Genomic DNA, 22,285 nt, shown 5'->3' with positions numbered 1-22,285 from the left:
TCCAACTCATTCGCATCTCATCCAGCCCATGGCGCCACGCCGTCCCCCGCCCCCTGACGACACCGCTGCCGGCCTGCGCAGTGGCGCCGTGGCCCGGCTGGCGGGCATGCCGGTGGCCACGCTGCGCATCTGGGAGCAACGCCACCAGGCGGTGAAGCCCGCCACGGCGCCGTCGGGGCACCGGCGGTACTCGCCGGCCGATGTGCAGCGTGTGCTGCTGCTGCGCCAGCTGACCAGCCAGGGCCATGCGATCAGCGCGATCGCGGCGATGCCGTCGCCGGAACTGCAGCGCCTGGCCCAGCCGGCGCCGGGTGGCAGCCGCCGCGCCGCGGCGCCACACCTGGCGGTGGTGGGTGCGGCGCTGGCCGCGCGCCTGCAGCGCCCGGCAGTGGCCCGGCAACTGATGCCCAGCGTGCCGCCGCTGGCCGTTTACCCGTCACTGCAGCAGGCCCTGCAGGCCAGCCAGGATGCCACCCTGCTGCTGTGGCACGCCCCCACGTTGCCGCTAACGCTGCCGCCCGAGGTGGCGGCCCTGGGTCAGGCCCGCGGTGCGCGGCGGCTGGCGGTGGTCTACCGCTACGCCAGCGCGGCCGCCACGCAGGCCCTGAGCGACGCCGGCGTGGCCACGCTGCGCGAGCCGGCGGACGACCCGGCCCTGGGCCGCTGGCTGGCGGCGCTGCTGGCCAGCCTGCCGGCAAATGACACCGAACCCGCCGGGCCCACGCCCGACGCCGCCGCCAGCGCGCCGGCCGCGCGGCGCTACGACGACGCCACCCTGACCCGCATCGCCGGCCTGTCGCCGACGCTGGCCTGCGAATGCCCCCGCCACGTGGCGGAACTGCTGATGCAGCTCTCCAGCTTCGAGGCCTACAGTGCGTCCTGTGCGCACCGCGACACCGCCGACGCCCGGCTGCATGCCTACCTGCAGCAGGTGGCCGGCGCGTCGCGGGCGCTGTTCGAATCAGCCCTGGAGCGCCTGGCGCGCCACGAGGGTCTGCCCCTGCCCTGACCCCGAGGTGACACCCATGGTCGATGCCTTCCAGCGCCTGCCCGGCGGCCGACGCACGCCGCCCGGTCTGGAGCGCCGCATCCTGCGCCTGCTGCCCAAGGTGCTGTTCCACGGCTCGCTGCTGCTGCTGGTGCCGTCGCTGCTGGTGCGTCTGGTCGGTGAGGACGCCAGCGCAGCCAGCCACCTCACCGACCAGGTGGATTTCTGGGTGCTGGCGCTGCTGTTCCTGCACTGGAACGCCGTGCTCACGGTGGCCATCGGCGCATTCATCGTGATGGTGATGAAGGGGCCGGCCTACGTGGCCGACCCCTACCCGATGGACCGCCGCGCGGCCGACGGGCCCGATCACCCGCCGCACTGACGCCGCCATGCTGTCCACCCGCCTTGACGGCCTGCGCGTGCTGCTGACGCAGTCCGATGACTTCATGGGCCCGGCGCTGAGCCAGGTCTTCCGCGACGCCGGCGCCACGCTGATCGCCGACCCCCGCCCGCTCGCCGACGACCCGGCCCTGCCGGCCGCGCTGGTGCGCGAGGCCGGGCAGGTCGATGTGCTGCTGCTGCACCTGTCGCTGCCCGCGCCCAGCACGCCGGCCGGCGAGATCGACGACGCCGAATGGCGCCACGTCTTTGCCCACCTGGTGGACCCGATGCCCCGGCTGGTGGCCGCGGTGCTGCCGCAGATGGTGCAGCGCGGACGCGGACGCATCCTGCTGATGGGCAGCGCCGCCGCGCTGCGCGGCCAGAAGCGCACCGGCAGCTACAGCGCCGCGCGCGGCGCCCAGCTGGCCTACGTGCAGTCGGTGGCGCTGGAGCTGGCCCCGCTGGGCATCCAGATGAACGCGATCGCCCAGAACTTCGTCGCCAACCCGACCTACTACGGCCCCGAGGTGCAGGCCAACCCGCGCTTCCAGGACCGCCTGCGGCGCGAGGTGCCCCTGGGCCGCCTGGTCAGCGCCGAGGAGGACGCGCGCTTCGCCGCCTACCTGTGCAGCGAGGCCGCGGCCTGCTTCGTGGGCCAGGTGTTCCCGGTCAGCGGCGGATGGGTGACGCGGTGAGCGGCGGGAGCCCCCGCCGCGGCCGTGCCGGCGCCCTGCTCGGCCCGCTGCTGGCCGCGGCGCTGATGGGCCTGACAGGACACACCGTGGCGCAGCCGACCGCCGCGGCCGCGCAGGACAACCCGCTGTTCAGCATCAGCCCGCTGCCGCTTCAGTACCCGCCCTTCGACCGCATCCGCGACGAGCACTTTGCGCCAGCCCTGGAGCGCGGCATGGCCGAGCAACTGGCCGAGATCCAGGCGATCGTCGACAACCCCGCGGCGCCGAGCTTCGACAACACGCTGGTGGCGCTGGAGCGGTCGGGGCGGCTGCTGTCGCGCACCACCACGCTGCTGTTCAGCCTGCTGGGGGTCGATGCCAACCCGGCGCGCCAGCAGCTGCAACGCGACTACGCCGCGCGCCTGGCGGCGCACCGTGACGCCGTCCAGCTCAACCCGCGGCTGTTTGCCCGCGTCGACGCTGTCTACGCCCGGCGCGACGAGGCCGCGCCCAACGCCGAGGCACGGCGCCTGGTCGAACGTGTCCGCCTGGACATGGTGCGGGCCGGCGCGCTGCTGGACGACACCCAGAAAGCCCGGATGCGGGCCCTCAACGCCGAGCTGGCGACGCTGAGCGCTCGCTTCAACCAGGCGGTGCTGGCCGAGGTGAATGACTCGGCGCTGGTCGTCGCCACCGCCGAGGAGCTGGCGGGGCTGAGCCCTGGCGAGATCGCCGCTGCCGCCGAGGCCGCCCGGCAACGCGGCCTGCCGGGCCGGTACCTGATCACGCTGTTGAACACCACGATCCAGCCTGCCGAAGCGGCCTTGCATGACCGCGCGCTGCGCGAGCGGCTGCACCGCGCCTCGGTGGCGCGCGGCAGCCGCGGCAATGCCCACGACACCACCGCGCTGCTGGCCCGTGTGATGAGCCTGCGCCAGGAGCGCGCGGCACTGCTGGGACACCCCGACCACGCCTCGCAGGTGCTGGAGGACGAGACCGCCCGCACCCCGCAGGCCGTGCAGGCGCTGCTGCGCCGGCTGACCCCGGCCGCCGTGGCCGCTGCGCGCCAGGAGGCCGCCGCGCTGCAGGCCTTGATCGACCAGGAGCAGGCCGCGCGGCAGCGGCCGGGCTTCGCGCTGCAGGCCTGGGACTGGTCCTACTACGCCGAGAAGCTGCGCGCCGCCCGCTATGGCTTTGACGAGAACCAGCTGCGGCCCTACCTCGAGATCCGCCAGGTGCTGGAGCGCGGCGTGTTCTTCGCCGCCGAGCAGCTCTATGGCCTGCGTTTCAGGCGCCGCACCGACCTGCCGGTCTACCACGAGGATGTGTGGGTCTACGACGTCTTCGACCACGATGGCCGGCTGCTGGCGTTGTTCATCGCCGACCTCTACGCCCGGCCCACCAAGCGCGGCGGCGCCTGGATGAACGCCTACGTGCGGTACAACGCACTGGAAGGCACCTCGCCGGTGGTGGCCAACCACCTCAACGTGCCCAAGCCGCCTGCGGGCGAACCCACCTTGCTGACCTGGGACGAGGTCAACACGCTGTTCCATGAGTTCGGCCACGCGCTGCACGGCATGTTCAACACCAGCCGCTACCCCGGCCTGGACCGCGTGCCGCGTGACTTCGTCGAGTACCCATCGCAGGTCAACGAGGTCTGGGCCTACTGGCCCAGCGTGCTGGCCCACTACGCCCGGCACCACCAGAGCGGCGAGCCGATGCCGGCCGAGTTGCTGGCGAAGGTGTCGCGCGCCAAGCGCTTCAACCAGGGCTACATGACCACGTCCTACCTGGCTTCGGCAGTGCTGGACCAGCGCTGGCACCGGTTGCGCGCGGGCGAGGTGCCCGCGGCCGCCGACGTGATGGCCTTCGAGGCGCGCGTGCTGAAGGAGGAAGGACTGGATGTGCCGGTGGTGCCGCCGCGCTACCGCACGCCGTACTTCAGCCACATCATGGGTGGCTATGCGGCCGGCTACTACGCCTATGTCTGGAGCGAGGTGCTCGACGCCGACACCGTGGCCTGGCTGATGGCGCGTGGCGGCCTGACGCGCGAGAACGGCGACGCACTGCGCGCCAGGCTGCTCTCGCGCGGCGGCAGCGAGGACGCGATGGACCTGTTCCGCCAGCTCGTGGGCCACGAGCCGCACATCGAGCCGCTGCTGGAGCGGCGCGGGCTGGTGCTGGACCCGCGCTGAGACGCCCCACCCGCGCCGCTCACGCCCGTGGCGTGCCTGCCAGGTGCGCGAAGCGCGGCCAGGCCTGGGCGGGCTGCTGCGCCGGCGGCAGGCCTTCGCGGCTGCGCGCCAGCGCCGTCTGCGCCTGTTGCTGCCAGACCGCCGCCTGCGGGTCAGCCACAGCCTGCAGCGCCAGTGCCCCCAGCCATTGCCAGTGGCAGGGCAGGATGTCCTCGGCCCAGCCTGGGTCATCCAGCAGCCGGAGCGCCAGCTCGGCGGCGGGCGCGGCCTCGCCCCGCGTCAGCAGCACACCCACGTGGTGCCAGGCCACGCGGGCGGCCAGGGCGTCCTGCTCGCAGTCGCGGGCCTGCTGCTCGACCTGCGCCAGATCGGCCGGCGAGGCGTGCGTGCCGCCACAGCACAGGCGCTCGGCCGCCACGCGCAACAACAGCAGCCGGTTGTCGCTGGCCTGCGCCGCCCACGATGCGGCCCGGTCCAGCGCGGGCTGCGGATCGCCCCCGGACGCCGACGCGATGGCCGCCGCCACCAGCCAGCTGCGCGTGCCCTGCACCGGCTGCTGCACGGCGGCCAGCGGGGCATGGACGGCGCGCGCCTCCAGCACCTGCCCCAGGCTCAGGTGGATGCGCGCCAGCGTCTCGGTGGCGTGCGCAGCGATGCGGTCCAGCTCGGTGGCACGGGCGTAGAAGCCCAGCGCCCGGCGCATGACGGCCAAGGCCTCGACACCCCGACCCAGACCGATGTCGACCCAGGCACGGACGGTGTCCAGGCCGGCCACGGTGTGGCCCTCCAGCGGCCCGAGCATCTCGCGCCAGGCCAGGCTGCCTTGGAGCATCTCATCGGCCTGGCGGAAGCGGCCGCGCTGGGCCTGGATGCCGGCCAGGTTGCTGGCCTGCACCAGCGCGCTGCCCCAGTGGCCGCCGGCCAGCAGCAGGTCGAGCGCGGTCTGGGTGTAGTCGGCGCAGCGGCTCAGTTGGCCCGAGCGCCAGCACACCACGGCCTGCGCTTCCACATACTCCTTGCGGGTCAGCGCGGTGGCCTGGTCCAGCAGAGGTTCGAGCTGGGCCAGGATCTCGGTGGCCTCGCTCAGCCGCGACAGCGACACCAGCGCATAGGCGCGGTGGGCCCCGAGCTGGATGCAGGCGTTGGCGTCCTGCAGCGACTGCGCGATCGGCATGACCTGGACGACCCGCGCCTCGGCCTCCAGATAGCGGCCGCGGTGGTTGTCCAGTTCGGCCAGCGCGATGTGGGCCTGCACATGCTGCAGCGGGCCACGGGCCTGGGCCAGCATCAAGTCAGCGACAGGCTGGGCCACCTCGGCGCCCAGCCCCATCAGCAGCGGATCCACGCTGGCCCGCAAGGCCCGGAAGGACTCGTCGTGGCGGCCGCAGGCCAGCCAGGCCTCGGCCGCGCTGCGCTGGAAGCGGGCCTGCTCGGCCACGCGGCAGGCGCGCGCAGCCTCGGCGGCGGCGCGTTCGAACAGCGGCGCCGCCTGCGCGTTCTGACCGGCGGCCTCGTGGTGCTGCGCGGCATCGGCGGGCGGTCGGCCCTCGCGCTCCATCCAGGCCGCCAGGCGCGCATGCAGCGCCCGCCGCTCGGCCAGTGGCAGGGCGTCGTACAGGGCGCTGGCCACCAGATCGTGCATGCGGGCCTGGGCATCCACCCAGTGGACGGCCTCCAGCTGCCGCAGCGCGCTCTGCCAGGGCGCGACGTCCGTGTCCCAGATGGCGGCGGCCGCGGCGGCCGTGAGGGGCGCGCGCAGCACGGCGGCTGTGTGCGCCATCTGCCGCGCGGTGGGTTCCAGCGAGGCCTCGCGCGAGCGGATGAAGTGGGCGGCGCCCTGCGGGGTGCCGTCGTCCTCGGGCGCGCGGCCCTCGGACATCGCCTTGATCAGTTCCACCACCAGGAAGGTCACGCCCCCGGAGGAGCGCAGGATGGACTCGGCCGAGCTTGCGCGGGTCGTCCCGGGCGAAGCATGCGCGAGCAGCTGGCCCACGGCAGCCTGGTCCAGCGGCAGCAGTTCGATCACCTGCGGCGCCGGCGATGACTGCAGCCAGGTCTCGATCTCGGCCGGTCGCTCCCCCTGGCGGCAGACCAGCCACCACGGCGGCAGGCCGGGACGGCTCAGCGCCGGCAGCAGATCCAGCGTGGCCTGATCCGCCTCCTGCAGGTCATCGATCACCACCAGGTCGGGGCCGGCCTGGGCCAGCGCACATTCCAGCGCGCGCTGCAGGCCCAGCGGGCGGACCTCGGCGGGCGCCTGCGCATGCAGCTCGGGCAGCAGCGCGGCCAGTTCGCGGCGGGCCCAGTCGGGCAGCGCGCGGTGCCCGTCGGGCCGCAGGGCCTGCGGCCCGAGCCACAGGTTGGTCAGCAGCCGGGCCAGCACCGCGTGGGGCCGGTGGCGCTCGCCGGCGAACACCGGCACATGCAGGCAGCACAGCGCTGGCTGGGCGCGCAGCGCCTCGCCGATCAGCCGCGTCTTGCCAATGCCCGGCATCCCCTCGACCAGCATCGGCCGGCGCTCGACCCAGGCCTGCTGCAGCGCGGCCATCTCGGCGTCGCGGCCCACGAAGGGCGGTCGCCAGGGCTGATCGCCGGGCGTGGTGCGGGCTGCCGCGTCGCTGAACTCGCCCAGGCGGATGCGGGCCACCAGCTCACCCGTGGCGTCGTCGGGCAACTCGCCCAGTTCTTCGGCCAGGCGGTCGCAGAAGGCCTTGTACTCGCCTAGTGCGCGGCCCAGGTCGCCCTGCAGGTAGAGCAGCCAGATCAGGCGGCGGTGCGCGCGGTCGGACAGCGGCTCGTCTTCGGCCAGGCGGCGCGCCAGGGCCAGCGCCTCGACCAGGCGGCCCTCGGCCTCGAGCTGGTCGGCGTGCTGCTCGAGCCGGGCGGTGATGCGGCGGCGCCAGGCGGGTCGCGCGCCCTGCAGCCAGCGCAGGAAGTCAGGGCAGTCGTCGAAGGGCTGGCTGCCCAGCAGCTCGGTCTCGGGTGGCTCGTCGCCGGGTTCACCCCCGACCTGCAGCGGCGAGATCACCGCGCTGTTGAGCCGCAGCGTGTCCTCGCCCACCACCACCGGCACGCCGGCCGCACGGGCGAGGCGAAAGCGCCGCTGGCGCAGGCTCAGGCGTGAGCGGCGGCTGTCGGCGTCGGGCCACAGCATCGCGGCCACGTGGTCCTTGGCACAGGCGCCTTCCACCGCCAGCAGCGCCAGCAAGGCGGCATCCTTGCGCGAGAGCGCCAGCTCCTGACCATCGACGGTCACCAGCGAGGGTTGCACGCCAAGGCGCAGTCGGATCGGAGAAGGGTCAGCGGGAGCGGTCATGGGCACACGCGCGGTAACGACATCACACCCTGTCCGCGCTCGGAGTGTTACCAATTGTCCGGCGACCTGTTACCGAAATGTTACCGATCGACGCGCGGCCGGCGCCCAGGCCGCACCGCACGCGGCGCCTGCGACCGTGCGCCTTTGCACACCGATCGGACTTTCCGAAGAGGCCCGTGCTGCGCAGTGGGACGTGGCGCCGCGACGCAGCGCGCCCAGCGACCCCGCCTCAACCCTCCGAGGGCACCTCCATCCGGTAACCGAGTCCACGGACGGTGTGGATCAGCGGTCGCGCAGCGCCCGCGTCGATCTTGGCGCGCAGCCGGCGGATGTAGACATCGACGATGTTGGTCAACGGGTCCTCACTGTTGCCCCACACATTGGCCAGGATGCGTTCACGGCTGAGGAGCCGGCCCGGCGCGCTCATCATCAGCTCCAGCAGCGCGAGCTCCTTGGCGGTCAGCGCCAGCGGGCGGCCGGCGCGGCTGGCCTGCATCCGCTCGCGGTCGAAGACCAGGTCATCGACGACCAGTTGGTTCGCCGTCGCACGCTGCACATCCCGACTCCGACGGGCCAGCGATTCCAGTCGCGCCAGCAGCTCCTCGAAATCGAAGGGTTTGGGCAGGTAGTCGTCGGCACCGAGTCGCAGGCCGGCCACCCGGTCCTCCACCGAGCCCAGCGCCGACAGCATCAAGATGGGCAGCCGGATGCCCTCGGCGCGCAGGGTCTGGCAGATCTCCAGTCCGCTCATGCCTGGCAGCATCAGGTCCAGCACCAACAGGGTCGGTGCGCCGTCGGGCGCCTGCGTGTCCCGGCCCGCCTGCCGGGCCGCCTCCAGGCCCTGCGGGCCCTGGTTGAACGCGCTGACCCGGTGACCTTCGGCGCGCAAGCCGCGGCAGAGGAAATCGGCGATGCGCGGATCGTCCTCGATCACCAGGATGTTCATGCCACGGCCGCCCCCAGATCGGCGGCGTCCAGCAGGGGCAGCGTCACGATCGCGCGCGTGCCCACGCCTTCTGTGCTTCGCAACTCGAGCCGGCCGCCATGGGCCTGCGCCAGCTGCCGCGCGATGTTCAGACCGAGCCCGCTGCCGTCCGGACTGCGACGCCGCGCCTCGGCGCCGCGAAAGTGCCGGTCGAAGACCCGCGGCAGCTCGTCCGCGGGAATGCCGATGCCCTGGTCCGCCACGGTGAGCACCAGACTGTCCGACCCATCCTTGCCACCAGCAGCATGACGCAGGTCCAGCGAGACCTCCCCTCCGGGACGCGCATACCGCAGCGCGTTGTCCAGCAGCACCATCACCAGCTGGCGCAGCCGCATCGGATCACCAGAGACGAGGTGCCGGCCCGTGCGCGCTGGCGGTGCGGCCAAGACCACGTCATGCACATGGGCCAGGGCCGTCGCCTGCGCCAGCGCCTCATGGGCGAGCTCATCCATGTCCACCGGCTCGCGCACCAGCGACAGCGAGTCGATGTCGCTGCGCGCCATGGCCAGCAGATCGTCGATCACATGGCCCAGCTGGCGGGCCGTGACGACGATCCGCGCCAGCGCATCCTTGTACTCGGCTGGGGGCTTGTCCACGCCCCGCAGCGTGATCTCGGCCTCGCCACGAATGGCCGTGGTGGGTGTGCGCAACTCATGGCTGATGTCGGCGAAGAGCCGTCGGCGCTGGCTGTCGGCCTGGCGCAGGGAGCCCAGCGCCTCGGCCAGCTCGCGCGTGCGCGCGGCCACCAGCTCCTCCAGGCGCTGGCGGTCCGCCGACTCGCGTGCGCGGTGCTGTTCCAGCTCGGCTGCCAGGGCGTTCACGCTGCGTGCCACCTCGGAGAACTCGTCATCGCCCGACTCGGGAATGCGGTGGCTGAGCTGGCCTTGCTGCAGCGCACGGGCACCGTCGCTGAGCTGCTCCAGGGGCCGGCGCAAGGCCCGGCCGAAGTGGATGGCGGCGCTCACCGCGCCGGCTGCCAGCATGGCGGCCGAGGCCAGCCAGAGCCAGCGAACCCAGGCCAGCGTGCTGTCGGCGGCCACCCGCTCGCGCTGCACCGCGGCCGCTTCGCGCACGATGCTCTCGGCGATCAGCCGCCGGATGTCATGGCCCTCCACCAGGTCGAACACCCGCGAGAGCTCGCGCCAGGCCTGGTCGGCGTCGACGCCTTTGGCCAGCGGCTGGACATCGCGCACGGCACGGTCGAGCGCGGCCACGCTCTGGTCCAGCAGCGCCAGCGTGTCCTGGCGCTGCCGGTGCTCGGCAGGGGCGTCCTGGCCGGCATCCAGATCGGCGGCCTGGGCGGCCAGCACCTTCAAGCGCTGCAAGGTGCCCTGCATGGCGGCCAGCAGTTCGCTGCGCATGCCCAGGTCGGCGTTGGCGCCCTGCTGCACCTGCGCCACCCAGGTCCTCAGCCGCTGCTTCTGTGCCGAGAGCTGGATGAAGCCCGTGGCGATGTCGCTGGCCACCCGCCCCCGCAGCACCTGCCGCTCGGTCACCACCAGAGATGCGGCGGCCAGAACCGCCGCCAGGGCCACTACCGAGGCGAACAGCACCAGGACCAGCGTGAGTCGTCGACGAAACATGGCGCCGATTGTGGCCGCGCCACGGCCCGGCGTCGGCTTGTTCATCTGCTGTTCATGCGCCAGACAGACGCTGCTCATGCGCACTTCAGGACGGGTTCAAGTCGGCTTGCTGCAATCCATGGAGTCGCCACCTAGTTCAGCCATCGCTGTGGCGGCACACCACATCGAGGAAACAAGCATGCACACACCCTTTCACCGCTGCCGTCCCACCGCCCTGATCGCCACCCTGGCCCTGGCCGGCGCGGCACACGCCAACGTCAGCGTCGTCAACCAGGCGATCGCCGAATCGGAGGTCATCGCGGCTCAGCAGGCCTGGTGCCAGGCGCTGACCGGCATCAGCGCGGCCAACGACAGCGGCGGTCAGCCCGCGGCCAAAGCCCTGGCCGAAAAGGTCATCGACACGGCCTACGGCTACCAGATGGGCGCGGTGCTGTTCAAGCCGACACTGACGACCGCACCACAGACCTTCCGCACCACGCGCGCCGGCGCGCTGGCCTACTTCGTCGGCGGCGACCCCGCCTTCCCCAAGGACAGCGGTTTTGCGCTGAAGGGCTGGACCCGCTGCGAGGTGGCCAACGCCGGCATCTTCATCGCCGGCGACAGTGCCACCACGATGGGCAAGGTGCACCTCACCAACAAGAAGGGCCAGGTCACCACCGTCGACAAGACCTGGAAGTTCGTCAAGGACGACACCGGCCGGCTGCGCATCGTGGTGCATCACTCGTCGCTGGAATACGCCGGCACCTGAACAGACCTGCCGCAGGGGCCTTGAGAAACCGCTGCGGCGGGCCCTGTCCGCCGCAACGGTGACTCAGCGCCCCATCCGGGCCATGACCACGCCGGCCGCCGCCGTGCGTGTTTCCACGCCCAGCTTCTCGAACACATGCTCCAGGTGCTTGTGCACGGTGCGCGGGCTGGTGCCGAGGATGTCGCCGATGTCGCGGTTGGTCTTGCCCTGCACCACCCAGTACAGCACTTCGCGCTCGCGCGCGGTGAGTTGCGGAAAGGCCTGGGCCAGTGCCAGCATCAGCGCCGCCTCGCTGGCCTCGCGCAGCACCAGCAGCCACTCGCCATCGGCGCTGGGCGCACCGTCGTCCTCGCCCATCGGGTGCAGGGCCAGCGTCAGGCGGCCGCGCGGCGTCTGCAACTGGCGGGTGGGGGCCGCGCTGGCGGCCTCGGGCGCCACCTCCTGCACCCAGGCCAGCAGCGGCGCGGGCAACTGCTCGTCAGGCACCTCGGGGAAATGCTCGCGCAGCAGCTGCCGCGCCAGCGCGGTCTGCCACAGGCGGCGGCCATCGCGCTGGCGCAGCACCAGGGTGGCATGGCCGAAGGCGTCCAGCGCGTTGCGCGCCTGGGCCTGGGCGCGGGCAGCGCGCAGATGGGCGGCGATGCGCGCCAGCACCTCGCGCGGGCGCAGCGGCTTGGTCACGTAGTCGATGCCGCCGGCCGCGAAGGCCTGCACCACATGCTCGGCATCGGTCAGGCCGGTCATGAAGACGATCGGGATGGCGGCGGTGGCGGGGTCGGCCTTCAGGCGGCGGGCCACCTCGAAGCCGTCCATGCCGGGCATCACCGCGTCCAGCAGCACCAGGTGCGGCCGGGCCTGGCGCGCCCGCTCCAGCGCCGCCTCGCCATGGGTGGCGACCAGCACGGTGTAGCCGGATTCGTCCAGCGCGTCATGCAACACGGCCAGGTTGTCGGGCACGTCGTCGACCACCAGCACGACGTCGGCATCACCGGCGTCGAGCAGGAACCCGGGGGGCGACTCAGGCGGCGGGCTCATCCAGGGCTTTCCTCAGGGTGTCGGCCAGCGCATCGAGCTGGAAGCCACGCGCCATCGCGCGCAGCCGGGCGATGAATGCGGCACTGTCGGCATGGGCCGCCTCCAGGCGGTCAAGCTCCTGCATGATGCCGCGCAGGTAGCCCAGGCCGACCAGTTCGTTCAGGCGCTGCAGGGCGGCGGCGGGCGGCGGTGTCTCGGGCAAGGGTGCCGGTGCGGCGGCCGGCGGCGGCGCATCGATCCATTGCAGCTGCAGGCGCCGCTCCAGCCAGGCCAGCAGGTCGTCCAGGCGCACCGGCTTGACCAGGAAGTCCTCGGGCGGCAGGTCCACGTCGTGGTCCAGCGCCCGGTCGAAGGCGTTGGCCGACACCACCGCCAGCGGCGCCCGGCTCAGGCCCTGGGCGCGCAGGCGGCGGATGGTCTCCCAGCCGTCGATGCCGGGCATCGCCAGGTCCATGAAGATGGCGTCGGGCTTCAGCGTGGCCAGGCGGGCGAGCGCTTCTTCGCCGCTGCCGGCCGCCTCGATCGTGAAGCCCAGCGGCTGCAGCAGGTCGGCCAGCAGCTGGCGGTCCGCCTCCTCGTTGTCGACCACCAGCAGCGTGCGGCGCGGCCCGGCATAGCCGGCATGGCGGATGCGGCCCGCCGGTGCGCTGTGGGCGCCGGCCACCTCGGGCAGGAAGAGCTTCAGGCGGAAGGTGCTGCCCTGGCCGGGCGTGCTGTCCAGGGTCAGCTCGCCGCCCATCAGGCCGGTCAGCATGCGGCTGATCGTCAAGCCCAGGCCGGTGCCGCCGGCCGCGCTGCCACCCGCGGCGCTGCCGCGCTCGAAGGGCTCGAAGACGCGGGCCACCTCGGCACTGTCCATGCCGGGGCCGGTGTCCACCACTTCGAAGCGGGCCATCTGGCCGCTGTAGGCGGCGCGCAGCGTGACCTGTCCGCGGCGGGTGAACTTCACCGCGTTGCCCAGCAGGTTGATCAGGATCTGGCGCAGCCGGCGCTCGTCGGCGCGCACGGCCTCCGGCAGGGCATCGACGCCGATGACGGCAAAGCCGATGCCCTTGGCCTGCGCCTGCTGCTCGAACAGCGTGGCCAGCTCGCGGATGGCCTCGCGCAGGCGCATCGGGCGCACGTCCAGCGCCAGCTTGCCGCTCTCGATGCGGGCAATGTCCAGCGTGCCCTCGATCAGGCCCAGCAGGTGCTCGCCGCCGCGGCGGATCACCTCCACCGCGGGGCGGCGCTGCGCCGGGATGGTCGGGTCGTCGCCCAGCAGCTGGGCGTAGCCGAGGATGCTGTTGAGCGGCGTGCGCAGTTCATGGCTCACCGCGGTGATGTAGCGCGTCTTGGCCTGGTTGGCGGCCTCGGCCTGGCGCTTGGCGGCCTGCAGGGCCAGGTCGGTCTGGTGGTGCGAGTCGATCTCGCGCACCAGGGCCTCGGTCTGGCGTTCGGTCTCCTCCTGGGCCACGGCGCGGCTGCGCTGCGCCAGCACCAGCCACCAGGCCACCACCGCGGCCAGCAGCAGCATGGTCGCGAAGACCTGCCAATAGCCGTCCTGCCCGGAGCGCGCCAGGCGCACCAGCAGCGCCGCCAGGCCGCCCAGCAGCGGCACCAGCACGGCCATCATCAGCAGGTACTGGCCCAGCCCGGTGTCGACCTGGCCGGCCCAGGTGCGCGGCAGCAGGCGGCGCAGGGCACCGCGCCAGCGGCCCCAGACCGCGTCGCTGATGCGCGGCGTGGGCTTGCAGCGGTCCTGGCAGCGTGCATCGAGCGTGCAGCACAGCGAGCAGATCGATCCACCGTAGGCGGGGCAGCCGGCCATGTCGTCGGCCTCGTACTCGCGCTCGCAGACCAGGCAGCGGTGCAGCGCGGCGCCCAGGTAGCGCCCGCCATCGGCGGCCGGGTCGCGCGCCAGGTAGTAGCGCCCGCGCGTCGCCCAGGCGATGACCGGTGCCGCGCAGAAGGCGGTGACCGCCGCCACCAGCGCCGAGAAGGCCTGCGCCATCGGCCCGAAGGCGCCCAGGTGCGCCGCCATCGACAGCACCGAGGCCAGGCCCATCGCGCCCACGCCCACCGGGTTGATGTCGTGCAGGTACGCGCGGCGGAACTCGATGCCCTTGGGGCTCCAGCCCAGCGGCTTGTTGATGACCAGGTCGGCCACCACCGCCATCAGCCAGCTGATCGCCAGGTTGGCGAACAGGCCCAGCACGCGCTCCAGCGCCTGGAACACGCTGAGCTCCATCAGCATCAGTGCGATCAGCAGGTTGAACACCATCCACACCACCCGCCCCGGGTGGCTGTGGGTGGCGCGCGAGAAGAAGTTGGACCAGGCCAGCGAGCCGGCATAGGCGTTGGTCACATTGATCTTCAGCTGCGACACCACCACGAACACCGCGGTGGCCGCCACCGCCCAGTGGTAATGACCCAGCACCTGCTCCCAGGCCAGCAGGTACATCTGGTTGGGATCGACCGCGCGGTCGGGCGGCACCATCTGCTGCAGCGCCAGCCAGGCCAGCAGCGCGCCGCCCAGCATCTTCAGCACGCCCGGGATCACCCAGCCCGGCCCGCCGGCCGCCACCGCCAGCCACCAGCGCACGCGCTGGCCCGGCCGGGGCTCGGGCATGAAGCGCAGGTAGTCGACCTGCTCGCCCATCTGCGTGATCAGGGCCATGCCCACCGTGGTGGCAGCGCCAAAGGCCAGCAGGTCGAAGCCCGCGCTGCCGGACTGGCCGGCGAAGCCCTGCAGGCCCTGCCACCAGTCGGGATGCGCCTGGAACACCGCCACATAGGGCAGCACCAGCATCGCCAGCCACAGCGGCTGCGTCCACACCTGCAGGCGTGACAGCGCCGTCACGCCATAGGCCACCAGCGGGATCACCACCAGTGCGCAGAGCAGATAGCCCCAGGCCGGCGGGATGTCGGCCACCAGCTCCAGCGCGTAGGCCATGATCGCCGCCTCGAGGGCGAAAAAAATGAAGGTGAAGCTGGCGTAGATCAGCGAGGTGATCGTCGAGCCCAGGTAGCCGAAGCCGGCGCCGCGCGTCAGCAGGTCCATGTCCACGCCATGGCGCGCGGCATAGACGCTGATCGGCCAGCCGGCCAGGAAGATCGCCAGGCCGGTGGCCAGGATGGCCCAGAAGGCGTTGACGAAGCCGTGCTGCACCAGCAGCGTGGCGCCCACCGCTTCGAGCACCAGGAAGGAGGCGGCACCGAAGGCGGTGTTGGCCACCCGCCAGGTGCTCCATTTGCGGAACGAGCGCGGCGTGAAGCGCAGCGCGTAGTCCTCCAGCGTCTCGCTGGCCACCCAGGCGTTGTAGTCGCGGCGGATCGGGATGACCTGCTGCGGACGGGGGGTGATGGGTGGGGAGGCGGCATCCATGGCAAGCCCCGAATGCCATCAAGAAACGCACCAGCCTGGCCCAGGTGCTGGACAGATGGCATCGGCCTTGCTGGAATCGGCCCTGTTGCCCTGCTGCCTCACACCATGGACCTCACCCCCCGCGAGAAGGACAAGCTGCTGATCTTCACCGCCGCGCTGCTGGCCGAGCGCCGGCTGGCCCGCGGGCTGAAGCTCAACTACCCCGAGGCCGTGGCGCTGATCACCGCCGCCATCCTGGAAGGCGCGCGCGACGGCCGTACCGTGGCCGAGCTGATGAGCGCCGGCAAGACCGTGCTCGGCCGCAGCCAGGTGATGGACGGCGTGCCCGAGATGATCCCCGAGATCCAGGTCGAGGCCACCTTCCCCGATGGCACCAAGCTGGTGACGGTGCACCAACCCATTGCCTGAACGCACCACAAAGGTGCCACGGAGCCCCCGAATGATTCCAGGTGAACTGCTGACCGATCCCGGCGAGATCGACCTCAACCCCGGCCGCCGCACGCTGACGCTGGTGGTCGAGAACGCCGGCGACCGCCCGATCCAGGTGGGCTCGCACTACCACTTCGCCGAGACCAACGGCGCCCTGCGTTTCGACCGCGCGGCGGCCCACGGCATGCGGCTGAACATCGCCAGCGGCACCGCGGTGCGCTTCGAGCCGGGCCAGCAGCGCACGGTGGAACTGGTGGACTACGCGGGCGACCGCGCGGTCTGGGGCTTTCGCGGCCTGGTGCAGGGAGCGCTGTGATGGCAAAGATGGACAAGCGCGCCTATGCCGAGATCTTCGGCCCCACCGTGGGCGACCGCCTGCGCCTGGCCGACACCGCGCTGGTGCTGGAGGTGGAGCAGGACCTGACGCTGCGCGCCGGCGGCTACGGCGAAGAGGTCAAGTTCGGCGGCGGCAAGACCGTGCGCGACGGCATGGGCCAGGGCCAGCGCATCAACGGCCCCGGGGCTGGCGAGGCCATGGACTGCGTCATCACCAATGCCGTCATCCTCGACCACTGGGGCATCGTCAAGGCCGACATCGGCATCAAGGGCAGCCGCATCGCCGCGATCGGCAAGGCCGGCAACCCCGACGTGCAGCCCGGGGTGGACATCGTCATCGGCCCGGGCACCGAGATCATCGCCGGCGAGGGCATGATCGTCACCGCCGGTGGCATCGACACCCACATCCATTTCATCTGCCCGCAGCAGATCGAAGAAGCGCTGATGAGCGGTGTGACCACGATGATCGGCGGCGGCACCGGCCCGGCCACCGGCACCTTCGCCACCACCTGCACGCCCGGCCCCGAGAACATCGAGCGCATGCTGCTGTCGGCCGAGGCCTTCCCGATGAACCTGGGCTTCCTGGGCAAGGGCAACGCCAGCCGCCCCGAGGCCCTGCGCCAGCAGATCGCCGCCGGCGCGATCGGCCTGAAGCTGCACGAGGACTGGGGCACCACGCCCGCCGCGATCGACTGCTGCCTGAGCGTGGCCGAAGAGACCGACACGCAGGTGGCCATCCACACCGACACGCTCAACGAGAGCGGCTTCGTGGAAGACACGATCGCCGCCTTCAAGGGCCGCACGATCCACAGCTTCCACACCGAAGGCGCCGGCGGCGGCCATGCGCCCGACATCATGCGCGTGGTGGGCGAGGCCAATGTGCTGCCCTCGTCCACCAACCCCACGCGGCCCTTCACCATCAACACCATCGACGAGCACCTGGACATGCTGATGGTGTGCCACCACCTGGACGCCAGCATCGCCGAGGACCTGGCCTTCGCCGAGAGCCGCATCCGCCGCGAGACCATCGCCGCCGAGGACATCCTGCACGACCTGGGCGCGATCAGCATGTTCAGCTCCGACAGCCAGGCCATGGGCCGGGTGGGTGAGGTGATCATCCGCTGCTGGCAGACCGCGCACAAGATGAAGGTCCAGCGCGGCCCGCTGGCCGAGCCCGGCCTGGCCGACGGCGCGCGCCACGACAACGGCCGCCTCAAGCGCTACGTGGCCAAGTACACGATCAACCCGGCGCTGGCGCATGGCATCGCGCACGAGGTGGGTTCGGTCGAGGTGGGCAAGTGGGCCGATCTGGTGTTCTGGCGCCCGGCCTTCTTCGGCGTCAAGCCCAGCCTGATCCTCAAGGGCGGCTTCATCGCGGCGGCGGCGATGGGTGACCCCAACGCCAGCATCCCCACGCCGCAGCCAGTGCACATGCGGCCGATGTTCGGGTCCTTCGGCGCGGCGCTGGCGCGCGGCTCGATCAGCTTCGTCAGCCAGGCGGCCATGGCGGCAGGCCGCCCCGCCGCACTGGGCCTGCGCCGCACACTGGCAGCGGTGCGTGGCTGCCGCACGGTCAAGAAGACCGATATGGTGCACAACGCCTACCTGCCCAGCATGGCGATCGACCCGCAGACCTATGCGGTGCGCGCCGACGGCCAGTTGCTGACCTGCGAGCCCGCCACCGAGCTGCCGATGGCGCAGCGCTACTTCCTCTTCTGATCCGCCCATGCCCCTGCTCCGCATCCGCCAGGACGACCTCAGCGATCCGCGCATCGAGGCGTTCATGAACGAGCACCTGGCCGACATGCACGCCACCTCGCCGCCCGAGAGCGTGCACGCGCTGGACATGGCCAAGCTGCGCCGCCCCGAGATCAGCTTCTTCACCGGCTGGTACGACACCCCCGGCGGCGACGAGCTGGTGGTCACCGGTGCGCTCAGGCGCCTGGACATGACGCGTGGCGAGCTCAAGTCGATGCGCTCGCGCGCCGACCTGCGTGGCCACGGCCTGGGCCGCCAGATGCTGATGCACCTGATGGCTTACGCGCGCGGCATCGGCCTGCAGCAGCTGCTGCTGGAGACCGGCACCGGCCCGTTCTTCGAACCCGCGCATGGGCTGTACCTGTCCCAGGGTTTCGTCGAGTGCGGCCCCTTCGACGACTACACGCTGGACCCGTTCAGCCGCTACATGCACCGACTGCTGTGAGCGACGCGCCCCGGATCTACAGCCGCCGCCTGCCGCATGGAACGCGCCTGGCGGCGCCCCTGCTGGCGCGCGCCGGCCTGGTGAGCCTGGACTGGGACATGCGCCAGAAGAGCCGTTTCGATGCGCTGACCGCGCAGGGCGAGCGCGTGCTGGTGGTGCTGCCGCGCGGCCAGGTGCTGCGCGGTGGCGATGTGCTGGTGGCCGAGGACGGCACGCTGCTGCGCATCGAGGCCGCGCCGCAGCCGGTGATGCGGGTGCGCCTGCGCGCAGGCGGCCAGCCCTTCGACCTGCTGCGCGCCGCCTACCACCTGGGCAACCGGCATGTGCCGCTGGCGCTGGCGCCCGATGCGCTGCTGTTCGAGCCCGACAGCGTGCTGGCCGAGATGCTGGGCGGTCTGGGCCTGTCGGTGGAACGCTGCGACGCGCCCTTCGAGCCCGAGGGCGGCGCCTATGGCGAGCATGGTCACGGCCACGAGGGCCACAGCCACAGCCATGGTGGCCACGCCCACGGCGAGCACCACCACGACGGCCACCCGCACAGCCACTGATGCCGCGCGTCCGCCGCCCTGCCGCGCCGCTGCCGGCCCCCACGCTGCTGCGCCTGATGTGGCTGGCCTCGCCGGCACTGCCGGTCGGCGGCTTCAGCTACAGCGAGGGCCTGGAGGCGGCGGTCGATGCGGGCTGGGTGCGCGACGAAGCCAGCGCCCGCGCCTGGCTGCTGGACCAGTTGCAGTTGGTGATGGCGCGCAGCGAGCTGCCGGTGCTGGCGCAGGCCCTGCGCGCCTGGCGCCGCGACGACCCAGCGCGCCTTCACGAACTGGCCGACTGGGTGCGCCTGACGCGCGAATCGCACGAGTTCCGCCGCATGGGCGAGCAGATGGGCTACTCGCTGACCGAATGGCTCAAGGCGCAGTACCCGGGCGACGCGCAGGTGGCGCTGCTGGCCGCGCTGAAGCCCTCGCCGAGTTGGCCGATCGCCTTCGCGCTGGCCGCCCACCACGCCGCCGCGCCCGAGCGCGAGGCGCTGCTGGCCTTCGGCTTCGGCTGGACCGAAAACCTGGTGCAGGCCGCGCTGAAGGCGGTGCCGCTGGGCCAGAGCGCCGGCCAGCGCCTGCTGGGCGCGCTGGCCGAGGCCTTGCCGGCCGCCGTGGACCAGGCGCTGGCGCTGCCCGACAGCGCCCGCCAGGCCATGTCGCCGATGCTGGCGATTCTTTCCGCGCAGCACGAGTCGCAGTACTCGCGGCTGTTCCGTTCCTGAAGGACCCTTGCCGATGAACACTCCGCTGCACACCATCCCCGGCCGCACCAAGAAGCTCCCGCCGCTGCGCGTGGGCGTGGGCGGACCGGTGGGATCGGGCAAGACCACGCTGGTCGAGATGCTGTGCAAGACCATGCGCGAGCGCTGGGACCTGGTGGTGGTGACCAACGACATCTACACCAAGGAAGACCAGCGCCTGCTGACCGTGGCCGGCGCGCTCGAGCCCGAACGCATCGTCGGCGTCGAGACCGGCGGCTGCCCGCACACGGCGATCCGCGAGGACGCGTCGATCAACCTCGAGGCGGTGGACCGCATGCTGGCGAAGTTCCCCGACGCCGACATCGTCTTCATCGAGTCCGGCGGCGACAACCTGGCCGCCACCTTCAGCCCCGAGCTCAGCGACCTGACGATTTACGTGATCGACGTGGCCGGCGGCGAGAAGATCCCGCGCAAGGGCGGCCCCGGCATCACCAAGAGCGACCTGCTGGTGGTCAACAAGACCGACCTGGCGCCCTATGTGGGCGCCAACCTGGATGTGATGCGCGCCGACACCGCCCGCATGCGTCCCACCCGGCCCTGGGTGATGACCAACCTCAAGAGCCACGAGGGCCTGGACACGGTGATCCGCTTCATCGAGGACAAGGGTCTGCTGGCAGGCTGAACGGCGGAGGGCAAGCCCCTCTCTTGGGGGACCGCGCGGCCCCGGTCAGGGGCCCGCCCGGCGGCAGAATGCCGGGATCAGGCCCATGCCACGGGCCGCCAGGAGAACCCGCATGATCCCGTCGATACCCGCCCTGCCCCGCTTGCTGGCCCTGGGCACGCTGCTGCTGGCCGGCCTGAGCCAGGCGCAGGACACACCGCAGGTCGAACAGTGCTCGCGCAAGCTGGGCGTGCTGGCCGTGGCCGAACCGCAGCAGGGATGGGGCTACCTCAGCCCCTACGGCCTGGGCTCGCCGGCGGCGCTGCTGCGCGGCATGGTGCAGCAGTCGGGCTGCTTCGACGTGGTCGAGCGCGGCATCGCGATGCAGAACATGCAGCAGGAACGCGCGCTGGCTGCCGGCGGCGACCTGCGCGCCGAGTCCAACGTCGGCAAGGGCCAGATGCAGGCCGCCGATTTCGTCATGACGCCGGCGGTGCAGATCGGCTCCTCCACCACCGGCGGCATCGGCGGTGCGCTGCTCGGCCGCCTGGGCGGCACCGTGGGCGCCATTGCCGGCGGCCTGAAGTTCAAGGAGGCCATGACCAGCCTGCTGATCGCCGATGTGCGCTCCAGCATCCAGGTGGCCTCGGCCGAGGGCAAGGCCACGCGCACCGATTTCGGCCTGGGCGGCTGGGCCGGCGCGGTGGCCGGTGGGGGCTACACCAGCACGCCCGAAGGCAAGATGGTGGCCGCAGGCTTCCTGGACAACTACAACCGCATCGTGCGCCAGATCCGCGACAACCCGCAGCTGATCCGCACCTCCAGCGCAGCGGGCGACGCCAACGCCGCCGCCAGCACCCGCGCCGAAGGCCCGCAGGCGGCCGGCCAGTTGCTGGTGGCCAAGATCGCCAACGTCAAGGTCTTCGACCAACCCTCGCGCGAGGCCAAGGTGGTGGCCACGCTGACCAAGGCCGACGAGCTGATCGCCAGCGGCGAGGTGAAGAACGGCTTCATCTATGTCGACTCGGCCAACTTCAGCGGCTGGGTGCAGCGCACGCTGGTGGGCCCGGGCAGCGGCGCGGCGGCCGTCCCGGCGCCCGCCCCGGCGCCACTGCCGCTGACGCCGGGTGGCGGCAATGCCGGCACGGCGGCGTTCGCCGGCACCTACAGCGGCGTCTTCGGCGGTGCCGAAAACGGCACCTTCCTGGTCCAGGTGGCACCGGGTGGCCAGATCAGCGGCAGCGGCCAGTCCAGCACCACCGGCGCGTTCAGCGTCAGCGGCCGCGTCGATGGCAGCGGCCGCGCCACGATGAGCACCAGCGGCCAGGCCGGCTCGGCGGTGTTCACCGGCGTGTTCAGCCCGGGCCGCGGCACGGTCACCGGACAGTGGAACTACGCGGGTCGGCCGCAGGGCGGCCAGTTCAGCGGTCAGCGACAGTGACCGCGTTGCCGGCGATGGCCTCGCGCGCCAGGCGCGCGGCCTCGCCCGGCTGGTCCACCCCCAGGTAGGCGCACAGGCGCAGCAGCGCCTGCGTCCACTCCGCGCTGTCCAGGCCCAGGCGCTCGGCGATCGCCGGCGCCGGCTCGCCGTCGGCCAGCCACAGCAGCAGTTCGGCCGAGCGCACGTCGATCGGGGCGAAGGCCACCAGCAGGGAGGACAGCCGCGCATCGTCGGCCTCGTCGCGCAGCACCAGCAGCCACTGGTCCGGCGTGTCGGACTCCAGGTGCAGCATGAAGTGCAGCCGGCGCGTGCCGCGCAGCACCGTCAGCGGATGCGGCTCGGCGCCGATCGACTGGCGCAGCGCCTCGCGCGTGGCCCAGGCGGCCACTTCAGCCGGCACCGCGATCTCGGGCAGACCAGCGAAGTAGTCGCTCATCAGCCGACGCGCCAGGGGGCTCTGCCACAGGCGCCGCCCCGTGCGCGCCTGCAACACCATCAGCGCGTGGCCGAAGGCGTCCATGGCACGGGGCGTTGGGTGGCGCATCGGGTCGGACATGCGCTGGAGTTATCAAGAACTGCGCCAGCCGCGCACCGGCCTTTCGCCCCGTCGCGGTGCGCATCGCAGCCCCGGCGCGCTGCCTGAGCGCCACAGCCCGGGAAAACCCCGGCAGACGCACCAAGCCCGGTCGCTACCATCGCGTGGAAA

The 22,285-nt window shown here is 72.2% G+C and carries 19 protein-coding genes; 13 read left to right on the top strand and 6 right to left on the bottom strand.

Annotation, left to right across the window (positions count from 1 at the left end):
* Positions 1–28 precede the first annotated feature (28 nt).
* From KAK03_RS05345 to KAK03_RS05330, 4 genes are read left to right on the top strand one after another with little or no spacing between them, the layout of a single operon-like run.
* Positions 29–1,009, top strand: coding sequence for a MerR family transcriptional regulator (locus KAK03_RS05345; protein ID WP_210852145.1), 981 nt, complete (start codon positions 29–31; stop codon positions 1,007–1,009).
* A gap of 16 nt (positions 1,010–1,025) precedes the next feature.
* Positions 1,026–1,370 carry a hypothetical protein gene (locus tag KAK03_RS05340; protein WP_210852144.1) on the top strand — a complete coding sequence of 115 codons (345 nt, stop codon included), beginning with the start codon at positions 1,026–1,028 and terminating at the stop codon, positions 1,368–1,370.
* A 7-nt stretch (positions 1,371–1,377) separates the two neighbouring features.
* A complete protein-coding gene (locus KAK03_RS05335; protein ID WP_210852143.1) occupies positions 1,378–2,064 on the top strand; it encodes an SDR family oxidoreductase in 687 nt (228 codons plus the stop codon).
* Positions 2,061–4,238: a M3 family metallopeptidase gene (locus KAK03_RS05330; protein WP_310738481.1), complete on the top strand. Its 2,178-nt coding sequence runs from the start codon at positions 2,061–2,063 to the stop codon at positions 4,236–4,238. Before KAK03_RS05335 ends, KAK03_RS05330 begins: the two co-directional genes overlap by 4 nt.
* A gap of 19 nt (positions 4,239–4,257) precedes the next feature.
* On the opposite strand, the gene KAK03_RS05325 is transcribed toward KAK03_RS05330, so the two are convergent.
* The 3 genes from KAK03_RS05325 to KAK03_RS05315 all read right to left on the bottom strand — a co-directional run bounded on the left by KAK03_RS05325 (position 4,258) and on the right by KAK03_RS05315 (position 10,122).
* Positions 4,258–7,509: an ATP-binding protein gene (locus KAK03_RS05325; RefSeq protein WP_210852142.1), complete on the bottom strand. Its 3,252-nt coding sequence runs from the start codon at positions 7,507–7,509 to the stop codon at positions 4,258–4,260.
* A gap of 274 nt (positions 7,510–7,783) precedes the next feature.
* Positions 7,784–8,500, bottom strand: a complete 717-nt coding sequence (locus KAK03_RS05320) for a response regulator transcription factor (RefSeq protein ID WP_210852141.1) — start codon at positions 8,498–8,500, stop codon at positions 7,784–7,786.
* Complete coding sequence (locus KAK03_RS05315; protein WP_210852140.1) at positions 8,497–10,122, bottom strand: sensor histidine kinase; 1,626 nt, start codon at positions 10,120–10,122, stop codon at positions 8,497–8,499. The genes KAK03_RS05320 and KAK03_RS05315 overlap by 4 nt, the downstream gene beginning before the upstream one ends.
* 178 nt (positions 10,123–10,300) lie before the next feature.
* Here KAK03_RS05315 and KAK03_RS05310 point away from each other — a divergent pair, with 178 nt between their 5' ends.
* A complete protein-coding gene (locus KAK03_RS05310) occupies positions 10,301–10,870 on the top strand; it encodes a metal-independent carbonic anhydrase family protein (RefSeq protein ID WP_210852139.1) in 570 nt (189 codons plus the stop codon).
* 63 nt (positions 10,871–10,933) lie between these two features.
* Here KAK03_RS05310 and KAK03_RS05305 read toward each other — a convergent pair whose 3' ends face one another.
* Together KAK03_RS05305 and KAK03_RS05300 are read right to left on the bottom strand one after the other, a co-directional pair.
* Complete coding sequence (locus KAK03_RS05305) at positions 10,934–11,905, bottom strand: response regulator transcription factor (protein ID WP_210852138.1); 972 nt, start codon at positions 11,903–11,905, stop codon at positions 10,934–10,936.
* Positions 11,889–15,272, bottom strand: coding sequence for an ATP-binding protein (locus tag KAK03_RS05300; RefSeq protein ID WP_210852137.1), 3,384 nt, complete (start codon positions 15,270–15,272; stop codon positions 11,889–11,891). The genes KAK03_RS05305 and KAK03_RS05300 overlap by 17 nt, the downstream gene beginning before the upstream one ends.
* 105 nt (positions 15,273–15,377) lie before the next feature.
* Between KAK03_RS05300 and KAK03_RS05295 the strand changes: the two genes are divergently transcribed.
* The 8 genes from KAK03_RS05295 (at position 15,378) to KAK03_RS05260 (ending at position 21,579) form a co-directional block, all read left to right on the top strand.
* A complete protein-coding gene (locus tag KAK03_RS05295; protein WP_210852136.1) occupies positions 15,378–15,680 on the top strand; it encodes an urease subunit gamma in 303 nt (100 codons plus the stop codon).
* Between the two features lie 31 nt (positions 15,681–15,711).
* The gene (locus KAK03_RS05290) at positions 15,712–16,017 is read left to right on the top strand and encodes an urease subunit beta (RefSeq protein ID WP_210852135.1); all 306 of its coding nucleotides are present in this window, start codon (positions 15,712–15,714) and stop codon (positions 16,015–16,017) included.
* Positions 16,017–17,756, top strand: a complete 1,740-nt coding sequence (ureC, locus tag KAK03_RS05285) for an urease subunit alpha (protein WP_210852134.1) — start codon at positions 16,017–16,019, stop codon at positions 17,754–17,756. Before KAK03_RS05290 ends, ureC begins: the two co-directional genes overlap by 1 nt.
* Before the next feature lie 7 nt (positions 17,757–17,763).
* Positions 17,764–18,240, top strand: a complete 477-nt coding sequence (locus KAK03_RS05280; RefSeq protein ID WP_210852133.1) for a GNAT family N-acetyltransferase — start codon at positions 17,764–17,766, stop codon at positions 18,238–18,240.
* Positions 18,237–18,788: an urease accessory protein UreE gene (gene ureE / locus KAK03_RS05275; RefSeq protein ID WP_310738480.1), complete on the top strand. Its 552-nt coding sequence runs from the start codon at positions 18,237–18,239 to the stop codon at positions 18,786–18,788. Before KAK03_RS05280 ends, ureE begins: the two co-directional genes overlap by 4 nt.
* Positions 18,788–19,498, top strand: a complete 711-nt coding sequence (locus KAK03_RS05270) for an urease accessory protein UreF (protein WP_210852132.1) — start codon at positions 18,788–18,790, stop codon at positions 19,496–19,498. Before ureE ends, KAK03_RS05270 begins: the two co-directional genes overlap by 1 nt.
* Positions 19,499–19,511: 13 nt before the next feature.
* Positions 19,512–20,159, top strand: coding sequence for an urease accessory protein UreG (gene ureG / locus KAK03_RS05265; RefSeq protein ID WP_210852131.1), 648 nt, complete (start codon positions 19,512–19,514; stop codon positions 20,157–20,159).
* A gap of 112 nt (positions 20,160–20,271) precedes the next feature.
* Positions 20,272–21,579 carry a CsgG/HfaB family protein gene (locus tag KAK03_RS05260; protein ID WP_210852130.1) on the top strand — a complete coding sequence of 436 codons (1,308 nt, stop codon included), beginning with the start codon at positions 20,272–20,274 and terminating at the stop codon, positions 21,577–21,579.
* Here KAK03_RS05260 and KAK03_RS05255 read toward each other — a convergent pair.
* The gene (locus tag KAK03_RS05255; protein ID WP_210852129.1) at positions 21,560–22,135 is read right to left on the bottom strand and encodes a hypothetical protein; all 576 of its coding nucleotides are present in this window, start codon (positions 22,133–22,135) and stop codon (positions 21,560–21,562) included. The genes KAK03_RS05260 and KAK03_RS05255 overlap by 20 nt on opposite strands.
* Positions 22,136–22,285 lie beyond the last annotated feature (150 nt).

The sequence above is a fragment of the Ideonella alba genome (genome assembly GCF_018069845.1).
Taxonomy (GTDB): domain Bacteria; phylum Pseudomonadota; class Gammaproteobacteria; order Burkholderiales; family Burkholderiaceae_C; genus Ideonella; species Ideonella alba.
This window is presented reverse-complemented; position numbering and strand designations above follow the sequence as displayed.

Coding starts and splice junctions, on each gene's coding strand:
- KAK03_RS05320 (WP_210852141.1), bottom strand. CDS start 8,500: ATGAACATCCTGGTGATCGAGGACGATCCGCGCATCGCCGATTTCCTC.
- KAK03_RS05305 (WP_210852138.1), bottom strand. CDS start 11,905: ATGAGCCCGCCGCCTGAGTCGCCCCCCGGGTTCCTGCTCGACGCCGGT.
- KAK03_RS05315 (WP_210852140.1), bottom strand. CDS start 10,122: ATGTTTCGTCGACGACTCACGCTGGTCCTGGTGCTGTTCGCCTCGGTA.
- KAK03_RS05310 (WP_210852139.1), top strand. CDS start 10,301: ATGCACACACCCTTTCACCGCTGCCGTCCCACCGCCCTGATCGCCACC.
- KAK03_RS05300 (WP_210852137.1), bottom strand. CDS start 15,272: ATGGATGCCGCCTCCCCACCCATCACCCCCCGTCCGCAGCAGGTCATC.
- KAK03_RS05340 (WP_210852144.1), top strand. CDS start 1,026: ATGGTCGATGCCTTCCAGCGCCTGCCCGGCGGCCGACGCACGCCGCCC.
- KAK03_RS05345 (WP_210852145.1), top strand. CDS start 29: ATGGCGCCACGCCGTCCCCCGCCCCCTGACGACACCGCTGCCGGCCTG.
- ureC (WP_210852134.1), top strand. CDS start 16,017: ATGGCAAAGATGGACAAGCGCGCCTATGCCGAGATCTTCGGCCCCACC.
- KAK03_RS05270 (WP_210852132.1), top strand. CDS start 18,788: ATGCCGCGCGTCCGCCGCCCTGCCGCGCCGCTGCCGGCCCCCACGCTG.
- KAK03_RS05255 (WP_210852129.1), bottom strand. CDS start 22,135: ATGTCCGACCCGATGCGCCACCCAACGCCCCGTGCCATGGACGCCTTC.
- KAK03_RS05295 (WP_210852136.1), top strand. CDS start 15,378: ATGGACCTCACCCCCCGCGAGAAGGACAAGCTGCTGATCTTCACCGCC.
- KAK03_RS05280 (WP_210852133.1), top strand. CDS start 17,764: ATGCCCCTGCTCCGCATCCGCCAGGACGACCTCAGCGATCCGCGCATC.
- KAK03_RS05335 (WP_210852143.1), top strand. CDS start 1,378: ATGCTGTCCACCCGCCTTGACGGCCTGCGCGTGCTGCTGACGCAGTCC.
- KAK03_RS05260 (WP_210852130.1), top strand. CDS start 20,272: ATGATCCCGTCGATACCCGCCCTGCCCCGCTTGCTGGCCCTGGGCACG.
- KAK03_RS05290 (WP_210852135.1), top strand. CDS start 15,712: ATGATTCCAGGTGAACTGCTGACCGATCCCGGCGAGATCGACCTCAAC.
- ureG (WP_210852131.1), top strand. CDS start 19,512: ATGAACACTCCGCTGCACACCATCCCCGGCCGCACCAAGAAGCTCCCG.